The sequence below is a fragment of the Erwinia sp. L03-1 genome (genome assembly GCF_058686115.1).
In genome coordinates this window covers 1-20,140 of the sequence record NZ_CM178762.1, presented here as the reverse complement: position 1 = coordinate 20,140, position 20,140 = coordinate 1, and the positions used below count along the sequence as shown (strand labels likewise).

General features: G+C 50.1%; 15 protein-coding genes. 3 read left to right on the top strand and 12 right to left on the bottom strand.

Annotated features, from left to right (window positions below; genetic code table 11):
• Positions 1-8 precede the first annotated feature (8 nt).
• From AC4PCC_RS00075 to AC4PCC_RS00060, 4 genes are all read right to left on the bottom strand, one after another.
• Positions 9-2,609, bottom strand: coding sequence for a fimbria/pilus outer membrane usher protein (locus AC4PCC_RS00075; protein WP_492125982.1), 2,601 nt, complete (start codon positions 2,607-2,609; stop codon positions 9-11).
• 34 nt (positions 2,610-2,643) lie between these two features.
• The gene (locus tag AC4PCC_RS00070) at positions 2,644-3,303 is read right to left on the bottom strand and encodes a fimbrial biogenesis chaperone (protein WP_492127597.1); all 660 of its coding nucleotides are present in this window, start codon (positions 3,301-3,303) and stop codon (positions 2,644-2,646) included.
• A gap of 92 nt (positions 3,304-3,395) precedes the next feature.
• Positions 3,396-3,923, bottom strand: a complete 528-nt coding sequence (locus tag AC4PCC_RS00065; protein WP_492125981.1) for a fimbrial protein — start codon at positions 3,921-3,923, stop codon at positions 3,396-3,398.
• A gap of 503 nt (positions 3,924-4,426) precedes the next feature.
• Positions 4,427-4,783 carry a hypothetical protein gene (locus AC4PCC_RS00060; RefSeq protein ID WP_492127612.1) on the bottom strand — a complete coding sequence of 119 codons (357 nt, stop codon included), beginning with the start codon at positions 4,781-4,783 and terminating at the stop codon, positions 4,427-4,429.
• Here AC4PCC_RS00060 and AC4PCC_RS00055 point away from each other — a divergent pair.
• Entirely contained in the window at positions 4,745-5,992 is a 1,248-nt protein-coding gene (locus AC4PCC_RS00055; protein ID WP_492125980.1) for a valine--pyruvate transaminase, read from the top strand. The two genes, AC4PCC_RS00060 and AC4PCC_RS00055, sit on opposite strands and share 39 nt — an antisense overlap.
• A gap of 109 nt (positions 5,993-6,101) precedes the next feature.
• Here AC4PCC_RS00055 and ibpA read toward each other — a convergent pair whose 3' ends face one another.
• Positions 6,102-6,518 (bottom strand): small heat shock chaperone IbpA, encoded by a 417-nt coding sequence (gene ibpA / locus AC4PCC_RS00050; RefSeq protein ID WP_067700519.1) that lies wholly within the window; start codon positions 6,516-6,518, stop codon positions 6,102-6,104.
• 341 nt (positions 6,519-6,859) lie between these two features.
• On the bottom strand, positions 6,860-9,571 hold the full coding sequence (locus AC4PCC_RS00045; protein WP_492125979.1) for a hypothetical protein: 2,712 nt from the start codon (positions 9,569-9,571) through the stop codon (positions 6,860-6,862).
• A 709-nt stretch (positions 9,572-10,280) separates the two neighbouring features.
• Between AC4PCC_RS00045 and AC4PCC_RS00040 the strand changes: the two genes are divergently transcribed.
• Positions 10,281-10,661, top strand: coding sequence for a YceK/YidQ family lipoprotein (locus AC4PCC_RS00040; protein ID WP_492125978.1), 381 nt, complete (start codon positions 10,281-10,283; stop codon positions 10,659-10,661).
• Here AC4PCC_RS00040 and AC4PCC_RS00035 read toward each other — a convergent pair.
• Both AC4PCC_RS00035 and yidA read right to left on the bottom strand, forming a co-directional pair.
• A complete protein-coding gene (locus AC4PCC_RS00035; RefSeq protein WP_492125977.1) occupies positions 10,658-11,929 on the bottom strand; it encodes a YidR family protein in 1,272 nt (423 codons plus the stop codon). The two genes, AC4PCC_RS00040 and AC4PCC_RS00035, sit on opposite strands and share 4 nt — an antisense overlap.
• Positions 11,930-12,057: 128 nt before the next feature.
• Positions 12,058-12,867, bottom strand: a complete 810-nt coding sequence (gene yidA / locus AC4PCC_RS00030) for a sugar-phosphatase (protein ID WP_492125976.1) — start codon at positions 12,865-12,867, stop codon at positions 12,058-12,060.
• A gap of 413 nt (positions 12,868-13,280) precedes the next feature.
• Here yidA and AC4PCC_RS00025 point away from each other — a divergent pair, with 413 nt between their 5' ends.
• A complete protein-coding gene (locus tag AC4PCC_RS00025) occupies positions 13,281-13,877 on the top strand; it encodes a helix-turn-helix transcriptional regulator (RefSeq protein WP_492125975.1) in 597 nt (198 codons plus the stop codon).
• Positions 13,878-13,939: 62 nt separating this feature from the next.
• Here the strand turns inward: AC4PCC_RS00025 and gyrB are convergent, their stop codons facing one another.
• The 4 genes from gyrB to dnaA form a co-directional block, all read right to left on the bottom strand.
• Positions 13,940-16,348: a DNA topoisomerase (ATP-hydrolyzing) subunit B gene (gene gyrB / locus AC4PCC_RS00020; RefSeq protein WP_492125974.1), complete on the bottom strand. Its 2,409-nt coding sequence runs from the start codon at positions 16,346-16,348 to the stop codon at positions 13,940-13,942.
• 17 nt (positions 16,349-16,365) lie between these two features.
• Positions 16,366-17,451, bottom strand: coding sequence for a DNA replication/repair protein RecF (gene recF, locus AC4PCC_RS00015; RefSeq protein WP_067700735.1), 1,086 nt, complete (start codon positions 17,449-17,451; stop codon positions 16,366-16,368).
• A gap of 189 nt (positions 17,452-17,640) precedes the next feature.
• Complete coding sequence (gene dnaN, locus AC4PCC_RS00010) at positions 17,641-18,741, bottom strand: DNA polymerase III subunit beta (RefSeq protein ID WP_492125973.1); 1,101 nt, start codon at positions 18,739-18,741, stop codon at positions 17,641-17,643.
• A 4-nt stretch (positions 18,742-18,745) separates the two neighbouring features.
• A complete protein-coding gene (gene dnaA, locus AC4PCC_RS00005; protein ID WP_067700541.1) occupies positions 18,746-20,140 on the bottom strand; it encodes a chromosomal replication initiator protein DnaA in 1,395 nt (464 codons plus the stop codon).

Sequence of the window (20,140 nt, the reverse complement as noted above, 5' to 3'; positions counted from 1 at the left end):
TTATCCCCTTAATTTTTCGCGCAGACGAGGGTTGTTTCACGATATCCAGCGGTTATCTCGCCTTTTTTAGTTCTGAAGTCAGGGATAAGAAAGTGACAGCTTTCATCTTTAGCCTCTCCCCATTTAACTAAAATCCGCTCCCCTGCACTGGCCCCTGAGATAAAAATATCGCCATTTGTCCCCACAATACCCTTACTGATGCCTTCCGAATTTAAAGCAGCCGCGCCGAGAGGCGGCACGATCCCGTTTCGATTTGTGCTGTGGATTAACAGGCTCTGCCCCGTGAACGCTTTATATTTGATACGACCAATGGCACCATAGGTGGGGACGATATCTTTTACGGCGATAGGTATATCCACACCGTTTTTTATATCGGCAGTGCGCAGCGCCACACGATTATGATGGTATGGTACCGCAGAGGTCATTACGGCGTAACCGAAAGGATCGATAGCGACGCCTGGTTGATTTTCCAAGCGGGTACCTGAAGCATTCTTTGCCTCTACCAAAATAAATGTATTTTGTAATGGCTGCGTTAACGTAATACCGCCTGAATGCACGACGATGCCCCCCGCGAGACCTAAGGTTTCCTGTTGGGTCCCGCCGCCATAGCTATAGCCTGCGTCAACGTTCCCGATGCCACTTTGATAGCCCAAATTTGCCGAATTAACTGGGCTGGATCCCTGGGTATTTCCCGTCTGCACGGAATAGTTCAGGCGATTATCATCAAGCAGAGAACCGCTTACTCCCGTATTGAATCCGTTGCCGTCTGCCTTATTGTGGCTGGCACTGAAATTACCCATAACGGTTCGGGATTTCCCGATATTAAAGGGAATTGAAAGGCTAAGATTAAAGCTACGGTCATTGTAATGATGGTTACTTTGCGTATCCTGAATAAACAGGCCATACACAATATCCCTGAAGCTATTGTTAAGTCCTATCTGGAGGCTCCGGTCAATACCGCTTGCCCCCCAATAACTCTGACCGCTGGCGTTAATAAAAACGCTCGCCTTTCCAGCAATCTGCTGATTCACATACACTTCTACTTTCTGCCTGCGGGTACTAAAGTGTCGGGTATAATAAACATGCCGGTGAGCTTGTGTGTTATCCGCTGAGTCGTCGTAATAATTATGGTTATCCCAGTAGATGTTCCTATAGCGACCATTTTCCCAGCGGTCGCGTTCGGCTACGGCATCAGCGTACTCATAGTATCCGCTACCAGGATAACGTGATCCGGTCAGCTTAAACTCTGTACCGGTCTTTGCCAGAGACTTTGCATAAATAAACTTCAGAGCGGTACCCGTTTTACTGTCACCCGATACCGTATGGGTCTCTGATAAAGAGAGTGCTGATGAAAGCGCGCCCAGCGATCCAAGACTCTTACTCAGCCCGGTAACGCCAGCGCGATAGTTTTCGGCAACGATGAAGCCGCCATATGGCGTTAAATCGTAGCCTGTGCCATGGGAAACCGTCGCCTCAATAAAACCGGGCGTATAGGCGGTAAATCCATTCTGATATTTGCCTGCGGTAAGCTGATACTGCCACTGCCCCTGGCGTATCATATTGGGCACTGAAGCATAAGGTACGACAAAGCTGTTTTTAGTCCCATCTGCCTCAATAACGGTCACATAGAGATCGCCGCTCAGATTGCTGGGGTAAATATCAGAAATGGCAAATGGCCCGGGCGCGACGTTTGTACTGTAAATGGTGTATCCGTTCTGCCTGACATCGACCCGCGCGTTAGAGGTAGCAACACCGCGTACCACCGGCGCATAGCCAGTAAGGCTGTCCGGTAGCATCTCTTTCGCCGAGCTTATCTGAATGCCCATAAACTGAATGCTGTCGAAGACGTCACTGCTGGTGCTGGTTTTACCCACCGTAAGACGGCTTCGCAAGGCAGTGAGATCGGTTTCAGCCCAGGAAGCAATATTTTTACCTTTACCTGACCAGGATGAGCGCTTGCTATAAACAGAGTTATTACGAAATCGCCAGCTTCCGATATTTACACCGCTATTAACACTGATAAAGGCGTACTCTGAAACGTTATGATTCGCATTATCGTTATAGGCATTCCTGTTTCCGCTAAAGCTGTAGTTTACAAAGCCAGCATTGATGCCATCGTCATAGACGGACACAGGTATGGCCCCCTGAGCGTGATTAACCATAAACAGCTGGGGAACGGTAATATCTAGTCTCTGTTTGCCCGGGTCGACTAAAAGAGTCGAACCGGGGCGCTGGGTGGCAATATCAAAGCACGCTTCTTCCTTCGCAGCTCCTTCCTCTGCTGGGAGGATTACACCATAGTTACGGTAAAGCCCGACAGTAATACAGGGTAGGATCTTTGATTGTGGCTGTTCTCTTGCAAAAGAGAGCATCCGGTGGTCCACTCTTTGATTGTTTAAATAAATATCAGTGGGGTAATTACCCGGTACAATATCATCTCCCTCTCTCATTGACTGGATCTTCATAGCATTATTATCACCATGAATGAACGATAAATTGAATTTATCTTCCGCCATGGCTGGGTGGGGTAGAGTATATTGCCCTAGAGAAATGACCATAAGGATATTAGAAAGCCTGATGGTTTTCCCCTTCGGGCTTAATTTTATCATATTGCACGCCATTACCCTGGTCCTTCGAAATCCATCAATTTATATCAACATCTTTAATTTCTGTATGACCACCGTAGTCATTTATATAAGTGAAACTGAGTTTTTTAGCGTTCATTAATCCTGGTGGTACCGGCAGAGAGAGCTCACTGAACGGCTTCACCATATCTTCACTGAGCTTTACCCTTTTGCTATCGGTACTGCCTAAAGTGACAGCGCTCAGCGTTATGTGATAGGGACTGTTATTCACTAACCTGAGACTATTGCCTTTGCGCTGCCATACCAAACGTGCTGCCTCATGCTGCAGCGTCTCCTTAATACTCACAGGTCGGTAAAAAAGTTTGAGTCTGGTACGGATAGCAACCTGTAAAACATTCTCTTCTCGCGAAGCGGGCGGTATTTCCTGTACATTTACCCAAAGCAGCGATTCACGATCGGTGGCAAGCCCCTTACCGGAATAGATAAACCGAAGTATTGCCTCTTTGTTACCTGCAAGCTTCAGTATGGGTGGCGTCACCACCACCGGAACATTTTTGTTTGCCGCCTCTTTATCCCCATTGTCTAACCATGACTGCACCATATAAGGATCGTCACTGTCATTATTAATGGATAATGAGGCTGAACTCGAATCTGCATTGTAAATTATTCTTGTTGCTTCAATCTGTACCCCCGCTTCCGCGAAAAAGCAAAATGCCATCAGGAGTGTGAAAAAGATAAATAACAATTTCGATTTAGAAACCCTAAAAAACGCTGAGACCGTCGCTATCGTCGCATCATTTTTCATCATGGTTATTTATATTCTACGGTAAAGGTCGCATTCGCATTCGCTTCACCCGCAACAACGTTTTGCTGATAAGATTTATACCTGGCACGCAGGTTGAACGTCGTTGTTCCTGAGGCATCACTGGAGCTGGCGACACTCTGGTATTGAGCGTCATCACCGGTAACCTGCCCAATTGGGAACGGTTTATCGTTATTAGCCAACAGTTCAATACCCACCCCTACTGCTTTACTGACCGCCAGCAGGTTGGGTTGACCTTCAGGGGTCGGGCCATCAAAACGTAACGTATAATTGCCCGCATCGCATTTTTCCAGGCTAATGCTAAAGGCTTTAGCCCCAGACGTCGAACCTATCGTTGGAAATGCTGAGGTCGCGTATTTTCCAAGAAACACCTGTTTATCACGGTCGCCAGAAACAACCTGACAGGCAGACTGAATTATCTCTCCGGTAAAAGCAACTTTCCCATTTGCCGCATTCACATTACTGCTCATTGTAGGCATAAAAATCAGACTTGATGAAAGAATTATTCTTTTCATTTCCCCTCCGGAAATACGTCAGCGTTGTAGATTATAAATCTGAAAATAAAAGACTAAATTAATGATATCGGGTTATGTTTTTTCGGAATCAACGAAAATATAGACTCGGTAGTAGATGTTGTTAAATCGTTTTAAACTATCACAACGCATATTTTGATAGGTTTTATCTATGACGAATAACCGGGAATTATCTGCGTAAAACGAATAATTACAGCCCCATCAACTAAATATCAAGTTCCAGGCGCTATGATATTCTGTAATTTGACTTAGTGGTTAATGATGTAAATATAAAAACCGCTGGCGGTTTATTTAATTACTAAAGCGGATATTAATTCAAATAAGAACGTGCGTTATTATTATAATTTATTGCTTTGCCATTGTGCCCGTCATAATAAATAAAAAACAGACAGTTAGGGTGGTGGCTGGGTTTTCGGAAAATGTTATAGCATGCCTATTTATAAAGTCAGGCTCTGCGAATGAATTAACCATTAACCCCGGTTCGTTTAACATTCATTGAGGTAAAAAGGCGGGTTTTTAATGAGTTGATTAATTATAACCATGGTTATAATGTTTCTGCTTTGTATATGGTAATTGCTGCCACTGAGGTACATTTTGAAAATTACCATCGGTTTCCAGCAAAAATAGTTTTTTACGCGGGCAGCATAATGCACCCTGTCCAGCGGAAAATATTGCCTCTTATTTTGCGCCAGTGCACGCTCAGAAAAATGCACTTCATCAGGCGCTGACGGTGAAGATTGCATCACTCCGACGGGAGCGTTAAGGTGGTTGTCTGTTTGAATATAACAAGTGATTAACAGGCTATGCGCTTTTCCGCTTTCGGGGACAAATTTACGCGCCATTCAGGCATTGCCCGCCTGATGGAAGATATGGGTGAAGGCCTGCGTACGCCAGGTGCCGTCATGCTTGGCGGGGGGAATCCGGCACATATTCCGGCAATGGATGAATACTTCCAGCAGCTGTTACAGCAGATGCATGACGAGGGAACCCTGTCCGGGGCGCTGTGTAACTATGACGGCCCGCGTGGTAAAAGTACCCTGCTGGCGTCGCTCTCCGCGCTGCTGCGTGATGAGCTGGGCTGGCAGATTGGCCCGGAGAATATCGCCCTGACCAATGGCAGCCAGAGCGCCTTTTTTTATCTGTTTAACCTTTATGCCGGACGCTGCGCCGACGGCAGTAAAAAACGCGTTCTGTTTCCGCTGGCGCCGGAATATCTGGGTTATGCCGATGCCGGGCTGGATGAGGAGCTATTCGTTTCTACCCGTCCTGATATAGAAATGCTGCCGCACGGGCAGTTCAAGTATCACGTCGATTTTGAAAACCTGCATATCACCGACGATACCGGCCTTATCTGCGTCTCCCGTCCAACCAATCCGACCGGCAACGTTATCACCGATGACGAGCTAATAAAGCTCGATGCGCTGGCGCAGCAGCATGATATCCCTCTGCTGATCGATAACGCCTACGGCGTTCCATTCCCCGGCATTATCTTTAGCGACGCGCGTCCTTTGTGGAATCCCAATATCATCCTGTGCATGAGCCTCTCCAAGCTGGGCCTCCCGGGGGCGCGATGCGGCATTATTATTGCCGACGAGAAGGTGATTTCCGCGATTGGTAACATGAATGGCATTATCAGCCTGGCGCCCGGCAGTATCGGCCCGGCCATCGCCCATGAGATGATCGAACGTGGCGATCTGCTACGCCTGTCGGAAACCGTGATTAAACCCTTCTACCTGGAGCGCGTTAATCAAACCATTACCATTATTCGCCGCTACCTGTCGGAAGATCGCTGCCTGATCCATAAACCCGAAGGGGCGATTTTTCTCTGGCTGTGGTTTAAAGATTTGCCCATCTCTACAGAGATCCTCTATCAGCGCCTGAAAAAGCGCGGCGTACTGATGGTGCCGGGGCACTTCTTCTTTCCCGGCCTGGATCAGGCATGGCCGCACACGCATCAGTGTATGCGCATGAATTACGTACCGGATAGCGAAACCATTGAGAGGGGCATTGCGATACTGGCTGAGGAAGTTGAACGGGCACATCAGGGCTGAATCAAACTGCCTGAGCCCGTCGGGATGACGGGCTCAGGCTCTGTCCGCTAAAGAAAGCGTCCGGGGTGGATATCATTTTGCTCCAGCAGCCTGCCTTTCAGGCAGCGTGTTATTTAACGATCTCTATACGGCGTGGTTTATTCGCTTCAGGAACGATGCGCTCCAGGTCAATATAGAGCAGGCCGTTTTCCAGTCGGGCATCGCGCACATTTACGTGCTCGGCCAGCTGAAACTTGCGCTCGAAATTACGCTCTGCAATGCCCTGATAGAGGTAGGTACGCTCCTGCTGCTCTTCGGGATGCGCCCCGCGCACGGTCAGTAAATTATCGTGGGCGGTTATATCCAGTTCACTCTGGGCGAAGCCCGCGACGGCAATGGTGATACGGTACTGATTCTCTGCCACCAGCTCAACATTGTAGGGTGGGTAACCCCCGTTGCTCTGGCCCTGATTGGATTCGAGCAGGTTAATCAGACGATCAAAACCAATGGATGAACGATAAAGTGGGGCAAGGTCGAAATTACGCATGGTGATAACTCCTGATAGTCAGCGAGATACTGTTTCTGACCTTCCATAATGGACAGGCCGCCGGTCGCAATTGCGGAACCCTGTCGGCGTTCGCTTTTGTGACCCTGCTAATAAAATGGTGACGGCCTGGCGGCTTTCAAGGGGCAAATATGCGATTTTTTTAACCCTGCGCCAGTGGTCCGCCGTCAAACTTTAGAACAGTATGCCATCATAATCTTTATCCCTGCCGCGACTGAGGGTAATTGTTCCGTTCACACATAAATATTGCGTGAACGGGTTCATGTCTTTGACACATGTCCAATGCAAGATGGTGCCTGGCTGGCAATACTGCAATAGCTATATCAATACAACATAGTCAGCTTACTTTTTATATTCGCCGGCGATAAATCACTCCCACTGTTGTAATGAAATTCCATTTCACCCAAAAACTGATCGTAATTAATGCTGTGAACGCTTGATAAGTTTAGAATTGGCATTGGAACTGTAGCATCTTTATGTTGCAATGAACTGTTCCTGCGGAATTCCAGTTTCTTTAACCTGTATGATTTGGCTTCAGAATTATTAGATGTTGATAACGGGTTGTCCATTACCCTTTTCGAAGGAATAATTGGGCTTGAAATGATTTCATAATGAGAAATTACGTTGATAGAACTGGATTTATTCTCACTATCCCTTTGTTTGTTAATTAAAGACTTTCTTAATTCACGAAGATTATCATTAACAAACCATATATATTTATCCTCCCTGGCTACTTCTTTAAGCTTTAGCCCTGCCTTCATCCCTTTTTTATCACTGATAGTAATAAAAACTGGTGTATTCCTGACAATATCAATACTGTTTACTGTAGAGAAGTTATTATAGGGCATTGTCGATTGCTTATCGTTTACTTCTTTTTCAAAGAGGATTAATGGTTTTTCATTAGTCTTTTGAGTCAGTACCTTACCTTCTTCCAGTAAAGGGAAGGGGTAGCACCAGAGTATATCCTCACCTCCACCATGCATAGCAATCGGCATTATCTTCCACTCAGCGAATAAGGCAGCTTCATAGTCGAGGGCTGTAATTTTAAACTTACTCTTACCGGGATAGAAAATATTATCCTTCTTACCGGACTTTTCTGACTCATTGCTTTTTATCTTTAATAAATCTAATGCCAGACGCGCCCCGACAGCCGTTCTGGGCATGACCATGTAAGTACTGGAATTAACCATACTCCCGACTTGTGCTCTTAGTTCACTTTTGGCTTCGAGTCTGATGAAAACTTCCTTTTCTTTTATTTTTTCGGCCTCAGCTTCAGTAACAACTGTATCTCTAAACGGAGAGTCTCTTTTGGGTTCTAAAAATTGTGTGGCAAACTCTTTGAAGTGTTCTTCTGACATATCAAATGAGAAATCACTACCTATAATACATTGTGCGGCAATAATAGCATTTGCTTCAACGGGCATTACTGTCATGTAATCTACCCCACCCGCATTCAGTAGGGTTCTTTCCAGCCCTTGCCCGGTACTTGCCAAAGCAGTGCCAGCTAACTTATGCCGATCGTTGAATGATACCCGGATATTGCCAGTTTCCGTTTTGGAGAGTGTTAGGTTGTGACTGTCTGATAGTTCCGCGACAATACCAGCGAACCAGCCCGGTGCAAAGGGTAAACCACCAGAAGCAATGCCAAAGAATGCCGCAATCCTGTCAGTACTTGTTAGATGTAGTGTATCCCTGGGCTTTATATTATCGACCAAATTGATTAATGATTCTGAAAGATTTAGTGCTGACTTTATTCCCAAGGCATCATTAACTACCTTTGATAAAGGTTTAGAATGACCCACAAATTTATTTATATTATAGTCGTACAATTTTTCTTTGCTATCAGTACCATTCTCAGCTGCTGAGGATGAGGATTTAACCAGACCTGAAACTGTAGAGCAAACACTGCTTATGCCCGGATCAAGAGCTTTTGCGACATCTATCATAGCCTTGTTATAATCACCTTCTTCAGAATGTTGTTTGGCTTTCTTTACATTGGTTCTAAATTTATCGATTACAGGTGAGAATAAAGGAATATTTTTGCTACTGAAATTAGCTTTACGATCCGATGTGAATGGCAAACCCGCATGATATTTTTCATGAGGATCGTTTCCTATTCGAGATGAAAAATCTTGTGGGGGTTTATGGCTTATTTTATTAACGACCTGTGTATGATGTGATATATTACGGGGGTCGATAAAGAGAACCCTCCTCTTATTCCTATTTTGGACCTCTACCTGTAAAAGACCCATTGACTTTTTTATGCTTGAGAGACTATAGCCTGGACGTAATGGGATTTTAATTTCATAAACCGTAAATGAGTAATCTTTTGAATAATCATCCTTTTTAATTTCCTGTAAGTATAACTTCTTATCTTCTAAAAAGTACGATACTTTTTGATTCTCATCAATTTTATATGTCAGGTCTTCGTTTTTATTTCCCAAAGGACAATCCAGGAAATCAATACTAATGTACTGCCCCTTGCTGTTTACATCGGTTTCAGGAATAGAAATTTTTATCAGATAATTTTTCCCTGTACTCAGCTCGGTGCCTATTAAAAGACCATCATCATCTATGTAAATATCTTTGAACTTTATATCACATTCGCTATTTATCAATTGTGAAGTCTTATATCTGTAGCCTGTTGTATACTTTTTTATAAGCCCTGTAATGAAATTATAACTTTTCCCTTTAATCAAAACCAGGCGACCACTATTATCGATAGACATGCCAAAATTATTAACGGGGATTGTTTTTACCGCACCACCATATACATAAGCCCTGGCGTTTATATTTTCTATTTTACTGTCTTTATATTCAACCTTGACCAGGTTATTTACAATATTATTATTATCAGACAGTGCAAGATTATAAACCCCTTCACTACGCCTTAGTTTCAACGTTGAGTGGTTTATCTCCTTTAATTCATTTATGAATGAACATTGATCCCCTTCGGAAAATGAATATCTTCTTGACACGTGATTGTGGTTTTCAGAGTATATTGCTTTATGAAAACTATCATTTTTTATTAGCATTCGTCCTCCGTAACGGCTTTTTACTAAAATAAGTGTGAACTGCTTTCTCAGGCACATCAATAGCTTCCGATACCTGCTAACGTCTACATATTCAGAAGTATCTAAACGTAGTTTATTATTGATTCAGGATAATGACCCTATATTTGTCAGAACTTCAGCTGAATGGCAGACTCTAAACGTTCGCTATCCATTATCCCTGTAAATACAGTCCTACTCCCTGAATCATTAGCGGGTAACCGTTATGGCAATTATTTCATAGTTTAATGTTCCTTTATCAGATCAAATTCAAATTAATCAGATGTAAATGAACCAATCATTAGCCTTTCTTGACAGATGTCACATTTTAAGCTTCGCTCCCACTGGACTTACGGGTAACGCTAAAAGTTCAGCGGCGACAGGCGGTCGCCGTCACCTTACAAGAGAGCGTTTTATTATAATATTCACTCGCCGACGCTATTGAGGGTAATTGTTCCGTTCGCACATAAATATTGCGTGAACGGGTTCATTTCTTTGACACATGTCCAATGCAAGATTGGAACATGGCGTATACACTGTAATCAGAATCATCCCAATTCTGCATCATATCGGTAAGCGTATGTCAGTAGGGAATTTGCCCGAACCGAATGATATGATTATTTTAAGAAATATAGGATAAGCAGCTAATTTCATGAAAGAAAAGAGAATTCCTGAAAGGAATATTTCAGATTATATGATAGCAATAAATAAATGTCGTTTCGCCGGCCTGCTGGCCTGCCTTTCGCTGGCGGGAACGTCCGGCTGCGCCAGCATAATGTCCCATAGCGGGCCCGATCAGGGCTACTATCCCGGAACCCGCGCCGGTGCAAAGGTGGTCGCCGATAGCAGCAACGGTTGGGTCATGCGCCCGCTGGCGGCTCTCGATCTGCCTTTTACCGCCGTGCTGGACACGCTGCTGCTGCCGTGGGATTACTTCCGCTCCGACAGTGACAGAACCGGCGACTCCCCGCGCGAGCGCGTATTGCGCAGCGAACAGCAGAACCATACTGAGGAAAGCCTGGCAGGGGCTGCACCGCTGACCATCAACGGGAAGCCCGTCGGTACCGCGCCTTAGTCCTGGGCTGTTTCAGTGATAAATATCTGCTGCCAGCCATCAACCTGGCGCAGGAACGCCACGTGCTGACCATCTGGTGAACAGACAACCGCGTCCGCAAGCGGGGCCTGCGCCGTTCGTTCGGTCAGGCGCTTCAGTCTGCCACTAGGTATCTCACACAGCATCACGCTGTTGTCCTGAATAAACGCTATCGACTGGCCATTCGGGTGCCAGGTAAAAGACGACTGAATATCGCGGGTGACGCGGGTGATCTGATGCGGTTCCCCACCGACGGGTGACACGGTCCACAGCTGAACAATGCCACCGTCGTCTTTCATCAGAAAAGCAATGTGCCGCCCATCCGGTGAGCAACGCAGCCAGTGACGCGGCGTCGTCACCACGCCGGGGTACGCGCGGGCGTGGGTAAAGGTCAGCCTGCGCTGCTGTACGCCGCGTGAGGGCGCCGGAAGCTGGTTCGCGGTGCCCTCCAGAGGACGATCGCCCGGCTGCGCGTAATCTGCCAGCTTTTCCGGTAAATCGACGATAAACACCTCGCAAACTTTCTCACCCTGCTGCGACCGCGTCTCGCCAATAAACGCCAGCGCCCAGCGTTGACGATGGCCGTTATGCCGCAGATACCCTTCAGTGCCTACCCAGCCCTCCTCAAAGGCGCGACCTATTTCGTCGCTACCCGGCTGGGGCGACGAGGTGGTCTGGCTGACCAGCACGCAAAAATGGCTGCCGTCATACTCCCGGGGATGTTGTTTGTGCGGACAGACCGCATGCAGAGGCACCGCCACGCCGATGTTGCGCAAATCCTCTTTAGGGTCCAGCTCATGCATAACATGGTCATTGTAGGTAAAACTGAGCCGCGTACCGTCAGGACTGAAAACGTGGACGTGCGACCCGCCGCGCAGGGCGCCGGGCGTAAACGGCGCGGTAATATCACAGGCGTCGAGATTTTCCGCCCGGCCATGCTGCACGATAACGCCACGGCGATGATGAAAATCATATTTCCACTGGCTGTCCGGGTGCTCAGGCCCATGTATACAGGCGTAGCGGGGAGGCAGATCGGGGCTGACCGTGACCACGCCAACGTGCGCACCCTCTGTAGCCTGGTAAAGCACCTCGGTCTGCCCACTGAGGTTCACACGCTCAATAGTCAGGCTGGTAAAGGTGGCACCGTCAGGACGCACGTCATAAGCCAGCCACTGGCCGTCAGCCGTCCAGCTATTGATATTGGTGAGATGATGATTTCGTTGATCAAACGTCAGCTGATGTTCCGTCATAATGCCTACCCTTTGCCCTTTTGCTATGGGCAGAGGGTCAGCGTGGCGGATCCCGCTTTACCCTGTGCCCGGCTGCGCGCGATAAAGACAGGCTGGGAGAACCGACCTGCCCGTATTATCGACTGGCGCTACAGTACGTATTTCTCAATGGCGTGAGCCACTCCGTCTTCGATATTGGTTTTCGTTACAAACTGAGCGACTTTCTTAACGCTCTCAATGGCATTACCCATAGCCACGCCAGTGCCGGCAAACTCCAGCATGGCAATGTCATTTTCCTGGTCACCAATCGCCATTACCTGCTCAGCTGACAGACCTAAGCGGTCTGCAAGCGCCTTCACGCCCGCGCCTTTATTGACGCGCTTATCCAGAATCTCCAGATAGTAAGCCGAGCTTTTCATGATGGTGTAGCGATCGCGGGCTTCCTGAGGAATACGCGATATTGCCTCGTCCAGCTTATCCGGATCGTCGATCATCATCACTTTTGGAAAGGTGCTGTTCGCATCCATCTCATCAACCGCACGGTAGCGCAGCGGGATACCGGTTACAGAGGACTCATGGACGGTATACTGACTGATATCTTTATTGGGCGTGAACAGCAGGGTTTTTGTCAGTGCCTGGAAATGGACGCCCAGCTCACGGGCCATTTTTTCGAAATAGAGAAAGTCACTGAACGTCAGGGCGACTTCCGCCACGCACTCGCCATCTTCAGCCTGTTGTACCAGCGCGCCATTATTGGTGATACAAAACTGCCCTTCATGCTGCAGGTCGAGCATTTGCAGATACTGCTGTACGCCGACAAACGGGCGGCCGGTAGCCAGCACGATTGCCACGCCTTTATCACGCGCGGCTGCAATCGCCTGCCGGACGCGCGGACTGACCTCATGCTGAGGGGTAAGCAGGGTGCCATCCATATCAATTGCAATCAGTTTTATCGCCATTACATCCTCGTCAGCTAAGGGTTTTCCTCATGCTAACGCGATTACGCGCACCATGACCAGCATGATGATGCTTTGTGAGGCTGAGCCGTCAGGTTTTGCCGATGCGGACCGTGGGGGATGAGGCGTGGCAGGCTGGATTATTTACTACTTCGCAGAAGTGAGATTACTTAAGCGGAAAATGTAGCGCGGATAGCTGTTTTACGCGTAAAGTAATCTGCATAAAGATTAAGCAGAAGGTGACGTTTGCAACGCCTGTCAACTTTACACCTGCTGCGGGTCTGGAAAATAACATCAGGGAACAAGGTCGCTCCCCGATGATGTTATTCTCATTAACGCATTGTCGCCGTTATCGCCCAGACGGGCATTCAGGTTGAACGGCACAAGGGAGACACCCTTTCACGGAGGAAAGATGCATGAATATACTCATTGTCAGTACTGACCACTTTTTTATATCCGGGGCCGTGGCGCTGGTTTCACAGGCCTGGCCCAACAATCTGATATCCAGTCCGGTTTTCATCCTTTCAGAGACCGAAGACGCGTTCCTCACCCCCGACATTATTATCACCGATGTAAATGAGACATCACTCGCCCTGGAAACCCATTTTCCCCGCGCAATCCCCCTGGCCGGCAGGATAATCCTGCGGCATGTAACAATTTTTTTCGCCCAACAGTGTCGTGAGGAACATGGCGACTACTGCCCGCTGCATCATATTTATCTGCATAAGCGCGAGTCGGCTAAAGGTTTGCAGCTGCTGTTTACCCGGCGAAATCCGGCGATTATGAACGCTAATCCATCGCATCGCAGCCAGCTGCGTTCGCCGCTCAGCAAACAGCAGGCGATGGTGGTGCGGTATACCAGCGAGGGGATGTCTCTGACGGATATTTCGCGGCTGACTCAGCTGAGCGTAAAAACCATCAGCACCCATAAACGCGCGGTGATGCGTAAGTTGGGCATTAAGAATAACAGTGAGTTTTATCAGTATGCGCTGGCGGGGTATTTGAATAATTAAACGCGGTCTTTGACGCCAGACCAAAAGGGCCAGGCGTCAAAGACCGGGGCACCACAGAACTATCAGATATCGATATTAGCGGCTTTCAGGGCATTCTCTTCAATAAAGGCGCGACGTGGCTCGACCGCATCCCCCATCAGCGTGGTAAACAGCTGATCGGCAGCAATCGCATCCCGCACCGTTACGCGCAGCATGCGGCGGCTTTCCGGATCCATGGTTGTTTCCCACAGCTGCTCCGGGTTCATTTCGCCCAGACCTTTGTAGCGCTGAACGGAGAGGCCGCGACGCGACTCTTTTTCCAGCCATTCTACCGCCTGCTCGAAGCTTTCGATCGGCAGACGACGTTCGCCGCGCTCGATAAAGGCGTCTTCCTCAATCAGGCCGCGCAGCTTCTCACCCAGCGTGCAGAGTTTGCGATACTCACCGCCCACCACAAAATCATTGTCCAGCGGGTAATCGGTATCCACGCCGTGGGTACGCACGCGAAGAATCGGTTCAAACGTATGCTGCTCAAGGTTTTCGCGTACCAGGCCGAGGTAAGAGCTACCGTGCTGATCGTTCTCGTTCAGGTAAGCCACCAGCCCATCCAGCCAGCTCTTCACCGGCGCTTCCACGCTGACGTCGCTCAGGGTTGGGTGGTAGATCAGCGCGTTCAGCAGTGCCACCGGATAACGTCGCTCCATACGCTTAATCATCTTACGTGCGCTTTTGAACTCGAAGACCAGATTTTCCAGCTGCTCACCGCCCAGCGCAGGCGCACTGGCGTTGGTGTGCAGGGTGGCACCGTCAAGCGCGATCGCTATCTGGTACTGATCCATCGCGTCGTCGTCTTTTATATACTGCTCCTGCTTGCCCTTTTTCACCTTATACAGCGGCGGCTGAGCAATATAGACGTGACCGCGCTCAATGATTTCCGGCATCTGACGGTAGAAGAAGGTCAGCAATAGCGTACGGATATGTGAGCCATCGACATCCGCATCGGTCATGATAATGATGCTGTGATAGCGCAGTTTGTCGGGATTGTATTCATCACGGCCAATGCCACAGCCGAGCGCGGTGATAAGCGTCGCCACTTCCTGTGAAGCCAGCATCTTGTCGAAGCGCGCTTTTTCGACGTTCAGGATCTTGCCCTTCAGCGGCAGGATAGCCTGATTTTTACGGTTACGGCCCTGTTTGGCAGAACCGCCTGCGGAGTCACCCTCCACCAGGTAGATTTCAGACAGCGCGGGGTCACGTTCCTGACAGTCAGCCAGCTTGCCCGGCAAACCAGCCAGGTCCAGCGCGCCTTTACGGCGGGTCATCTCACGCGCGCGACGCGCGGCCTCGCGCGCGCGCGCGGCATCAATAATTTTACCCACGACGATTTTCGCATCCGAGGGGTTTTCCAGCAGGTATTCCGCCAGCAGTTCGTTCATCTGCTGTTCGACCGCCGTTTTCACCTCAGAGGAAACCAGCTTGTCTTTGGTCTGTGAGGAGAACTTCGGATCCGGCACCTTAACCGATACCACGGCAATCAGCCCTTCACGCGCATCATCACCGGTGGCGCTGACCTTAGCTTTTTTGCTGTAGCCCTCTTTATCCATATAGGCATTCAGCGTACGGGTCATGGCGGTACGGAAGCCCACCAGGTGCGTACCGCCGTCGCGCTGCGGAATGTTGTTGGTAAAGCAGTAGATATTTTCCTGAAAACCGTCGTTCCACTGCAGCGCGACTTCCACGCCGATTCCGTCTTTTTCCGTTGAGAAATAGAACACGTTCGGATGGATAGGGGTTTTGTTTTTGTTCAGATATTCCACAAAGGCTTTGATACCGCCTTCATAGTGGTAGTGATCCTGCTTGTCGTCACGCTTGTCTTCCAGCCTGATAGACACGCCCGAGTTCAGGAAGGAGAGCTCGCGCAGGCGCTTTGCCAGGATCTCAAATTCAAAGCGGGTAACGTTGGTAAAGGTGTCGTGGCTTGGCCAGAAGCGCACGCGCGTTCCGGTCAGGTCTGTCTCACCCGTTACGTTCAGTGGCGCCTGCGGCACACCGTGAACGTAAACCTGCTGGTGAACTTTGCCTTCACGACGAATGGTCAATTCCAGCTTTTCAGACAGGGCGTTAACCACGGAGACGCCCACGCCATGCAAACCGCCGGACACTTTATATGAGTTGTCATCGAACTTGCCGCCGGCGTGCAGCACGGTCATGATCACTTCAGCCGCCGAGACGCCCTCTTCTTCGTGAATGCCGGTAGGGATCCCACGGCCATCATCCTGCACGGAAACGGAGTTATCGGCATGAATGGTGACAACAATATCTTTACAGTGGCCCGCGAGGGCTTCGTCGATGGCGTTATCCACGACCTCGAATACCATGTGATGCAGACCGGTGCCGTCATCCGTATCGCCGATATACATACCCGGGCGTTTGCGTACTGCATCAAGCCCTTTAAGAACTTTGATACTTGAGGAGTCATAAGAATTCGACATCAACGTTTCTCGCTCGTTTAATCTTCAGGTTGAACCGCTATTTTACCCTGTTCCACGCGGAACATCTTGCCCTTTTCGTCAGCCATGTCGAACACGTGTTCGGCACCAATGGCGCTGACAAAAACCTGGGCATGCGTGGCTTTTAAACGCGAGGCCAGCAGCAGCCGACGCGTTTCATCCAGCTCGGAGGCAAAATCGTCTATCAGATACAGGCAGCGTTGCCCGTTCTGTCGGGTGAGAAACTCACCCTGCGCCAGTCTCAGGGCGCACATCAGCAGCTTTAACTGGCCGCGTGACAGTAAATCTTCCACCGGCGTGCCATCGGCGCGAATGCGAAAATCGGCTTTATGGGGCCCGCTGGCGGTGTAGGTGAGCGCTCTGTCGCGCTCAAACTGGCGCTCAAGCAGCTCAGCGTAATCACTCTCTTTGTCCCAGCCGCGCTGGAATGAGAAGCTCAGCTCGAATTCGGGTAAAAACTGCGCGCAGGTGGCGTTAATATCGGCCGCTATCGCATCGCTGTAGGCCGCGCGCCAGGCGCTGATCTGTTCGGCCAGCGGGGCCAGTTCCTGATCCCAGGCGCGAATTTGCTGATAGCGCGACACCTGCCGAAGCGCGGCGTTACGCTGCTTCATCAGGCGTCGGAGGTTGCTCCAGGCGGTAAAGAAACCTGGCTCATTGTGAAAACAGCCCCAGTCGATATAGGCCCGGCGATATTTAGGGCCGCCGTTAAGCAGGGTAAAGCCCTCGGGTGTGATCAGCTGCATAGGCAGCATCTGCGCCAGTTCGGCGACCTTATGGCCATCACTGCCGTCAATGCGCACCTTGCTGTCTCCGGCGCGGTTTTTGGTCAGGCCAACGGAGATTTCCCGCTCCATTCCCGCGATACGCCCGTGCAGCACAAAGGCGTCCTGGTCGTGACGGATCACGCGCCCCGCCTGCAAACTACGGAAAGCGCGACCGTGACCCAGGGTGTAAATCGCTTCCAGTACGCTGGTTTTACCGCTGCCGTTTGGCCCCACCAGAAAATTAAATCCGGGAGCCAGCGCGAGATCCGCGTTTTCGATATTGCGAAAGTCTTTAATAAGAAGGCGGGTTAAAGCCATACAGACGGAATTCCAAAACAGGCGATGATAGAGCAGCATCCTGCCCTTTCTTTATGACAGGCCAGGGCATCAACGGCGTAGCCAGTTTGGGGGCGGCCAGCGCGCAAAAACCGGAGCGTACACAAAGTACGTGAGGATTTTGAGCACTGCCCAACCCTAAAATGGCAAGTACGTTAGCCCGATATTCTACTACAACCGCATTGGCATCACGACATAGGCCGCGCTCTGACTGGCCGCATCCTCAATCTGCACGCTGGAAACGGAATCCGTCAGCAGCAGGCGAACGTTTTCACACTTCAGCGCATTCAGGACATCCAGCACGTAGCTGACGTTAAAACCGATTTCTAAATCGGTGCCGCCGTAGGTCACATCCAGCATCTCTTCGGCCTCTTCCTGTTCCGGATTATTGGCCGTGATCTTAAGCTGATTTTCGCTGATATAGAGACGAACGCCGCGAAACTTCTCGTTAGAGAGAATCGCCGCGCGCGAAAAAGCCTGCTTTAACAGGTCGCAGCCCGCATCAAGCGTTTTGTCCGGATTCTTCGGCAGCACCCGACGATAGTCAGGGAAACGGCCATCGACCAGCTTCGAGGTAAAGATGAAATCGCCCACGTGTGCGCGAATATTGTTGCTGCCAATCTGCACGCGCAGCGGCGTTTCACCGCCGTCCAGCAGGCGCACCAGCTCAATCACGCCCTTGCGCGGCACAATCACCGAATGACTGGGCAGCACCTGCCCGACCGGCATTGAACACACCGCCAGACGGTGGCCGTCGGTTGCCACGGTGCGCAGCTCTTCCCCTTCGGTTTCAAACAGCATGCCGTTGAGGTAATAGCGCACGTCCTGATGCGCCATGGAGAACTGCGTGGCCTCGATCAGACGCTTCATGGTGGCCTGCGGCAGGGTGAACTCAACCTCGCTCTGCCAGTCATCCAGGTTCGGGAAGTCGCTGGCAGGCAGGGTGGAGAGTGAGAAGCGGCTGCGTCCTGAGCGGATCAGCATTCTTTCCCCATCCAGCATAACCGTGATCTCCGCGCCTTCGGGCAGGCCGCGGCAGATATCAAAAAATTTGCGCGCCGGTACGGTAGTCGCACCCGGCTCGTGGTCCTGCGTCAGTGCGACGCGGGCCACCATTTCCATCTCTAAATCGGTCCCGGTCAGCAGCAGGCTGCCTTCGTTAACCTGTAAAAGCAGGTTGCCGAGGATCGGTAGCGTTGGACGACCGCCGAGTGGGCTGCTGACCTGCTGTAAGGGCTTGAGTAAGTGCTCGCGTTCTACAATAAATTTCATAGCGTCAGGAAGATAATGTTCTGATTAGATTTGAGAAATCTTCTTTAATATCGTGACTCTCTTCACGCAGCTGCTCAATTTTGCGGCAGGCATGCAGTACCGTGGTATGGTCACGACCCCCGAAAGCATCGCCGATCTCCGGCAAACTGTGGTTGGTCAACTCTTTAGCCATCGCCATCGCCATCTGACGCGGTCGCGCCACCGAGCGGGAACGCCGTTTGGACAGCAAATCAGCCACTTTGATTTTGTAATACTCGGCTACCGTCTTCTGAATATTATCGATGGTAACCAGCTTTTCCTGCAACGCCAGAAGATCGCGCAGCGCTTCACGGACAAAATCAATGGTGATGGCGCGCCCGGTGAAGTTGGCGTTAGCAATCACCCGGTTCAGCGCCCCTTCCAGCTCGCGCACGTTGGAACGCAAACGCTTGGCAATAAAGAAGGCCACTTCGCCCGGCAGGCGAATATCGTTTTCATCCGCCTTTTTCATCAGGATCGCGACGCGGGTTTCCAGCTCGGGCGGCTCAATGGCCACCGTCAGCCCCCAGCCAAAGCGCGATTTCAGGCGATCTTCCACGCCGTTGATCTCTTTTGGATAGCGATCCGAGGTCAGGATGATCTGCTGATTGCCTTCCAGCAGCGCGTTAAAGGTGTGGAAAAACTCCTCCTGCGAGCGCTCTTTGTTGGCAAAGAACTGAATGTCATCAATAAGCAGCGCATCAACCGACCGGTAGTAGCGCTTAAACTCTTCAATGGCATTATTTTGCAGCGCCTTAACCATATCCTGCACGAAGCGCTCGGAGTGCATATACACCACTTTAGCATTCGGCTTACGCGCCATAATGCCATTCCCCACGGCGTGCAGAAGGTGGGTTTTACCCAGGCCCGTGCCACCATAAAGGAAGAGAGGGTTATAAGCGCCGCCGGGGTTGTCCGCCACCTGTCGCGCCGCCGCGCGTGCCAGCTGGTTCGACTTACCCTCAACGAAGTTATCGAAATTATGTTTGGTATTCACGTTTGAGCGGTATGACAGCTCCGCCGGGGCAGGCATGCTGTCCCAGCTTGGCCGTGAAGGAGCCGGGCGGGTGCCGTGGTTCACCGGCGCGCTGGCATGGGCGCTGGCCATCACCGGCTGGCTAATCTGGCGCGTCACGGGCTTGCTACCCACTTCAAAACGCAGCAGGGGAACGTCGCTGCCGCAGAAGTCGTTGAGCAGGCCATTGATGTTATTGAGGTATTTATCCCTAACCCAGTCGAGCACGAAGCGATTTGGTGCGTACAGGGCCAGCGTGTTGTCGTTCAATTCGGCCTGCAATGGACGTATCCACATGCTGAATTCTGTGGCAGGTAGTTCATCCTGCAAACGGGCAAGACACTGTTGCCAAAGCGTAAGTGACAC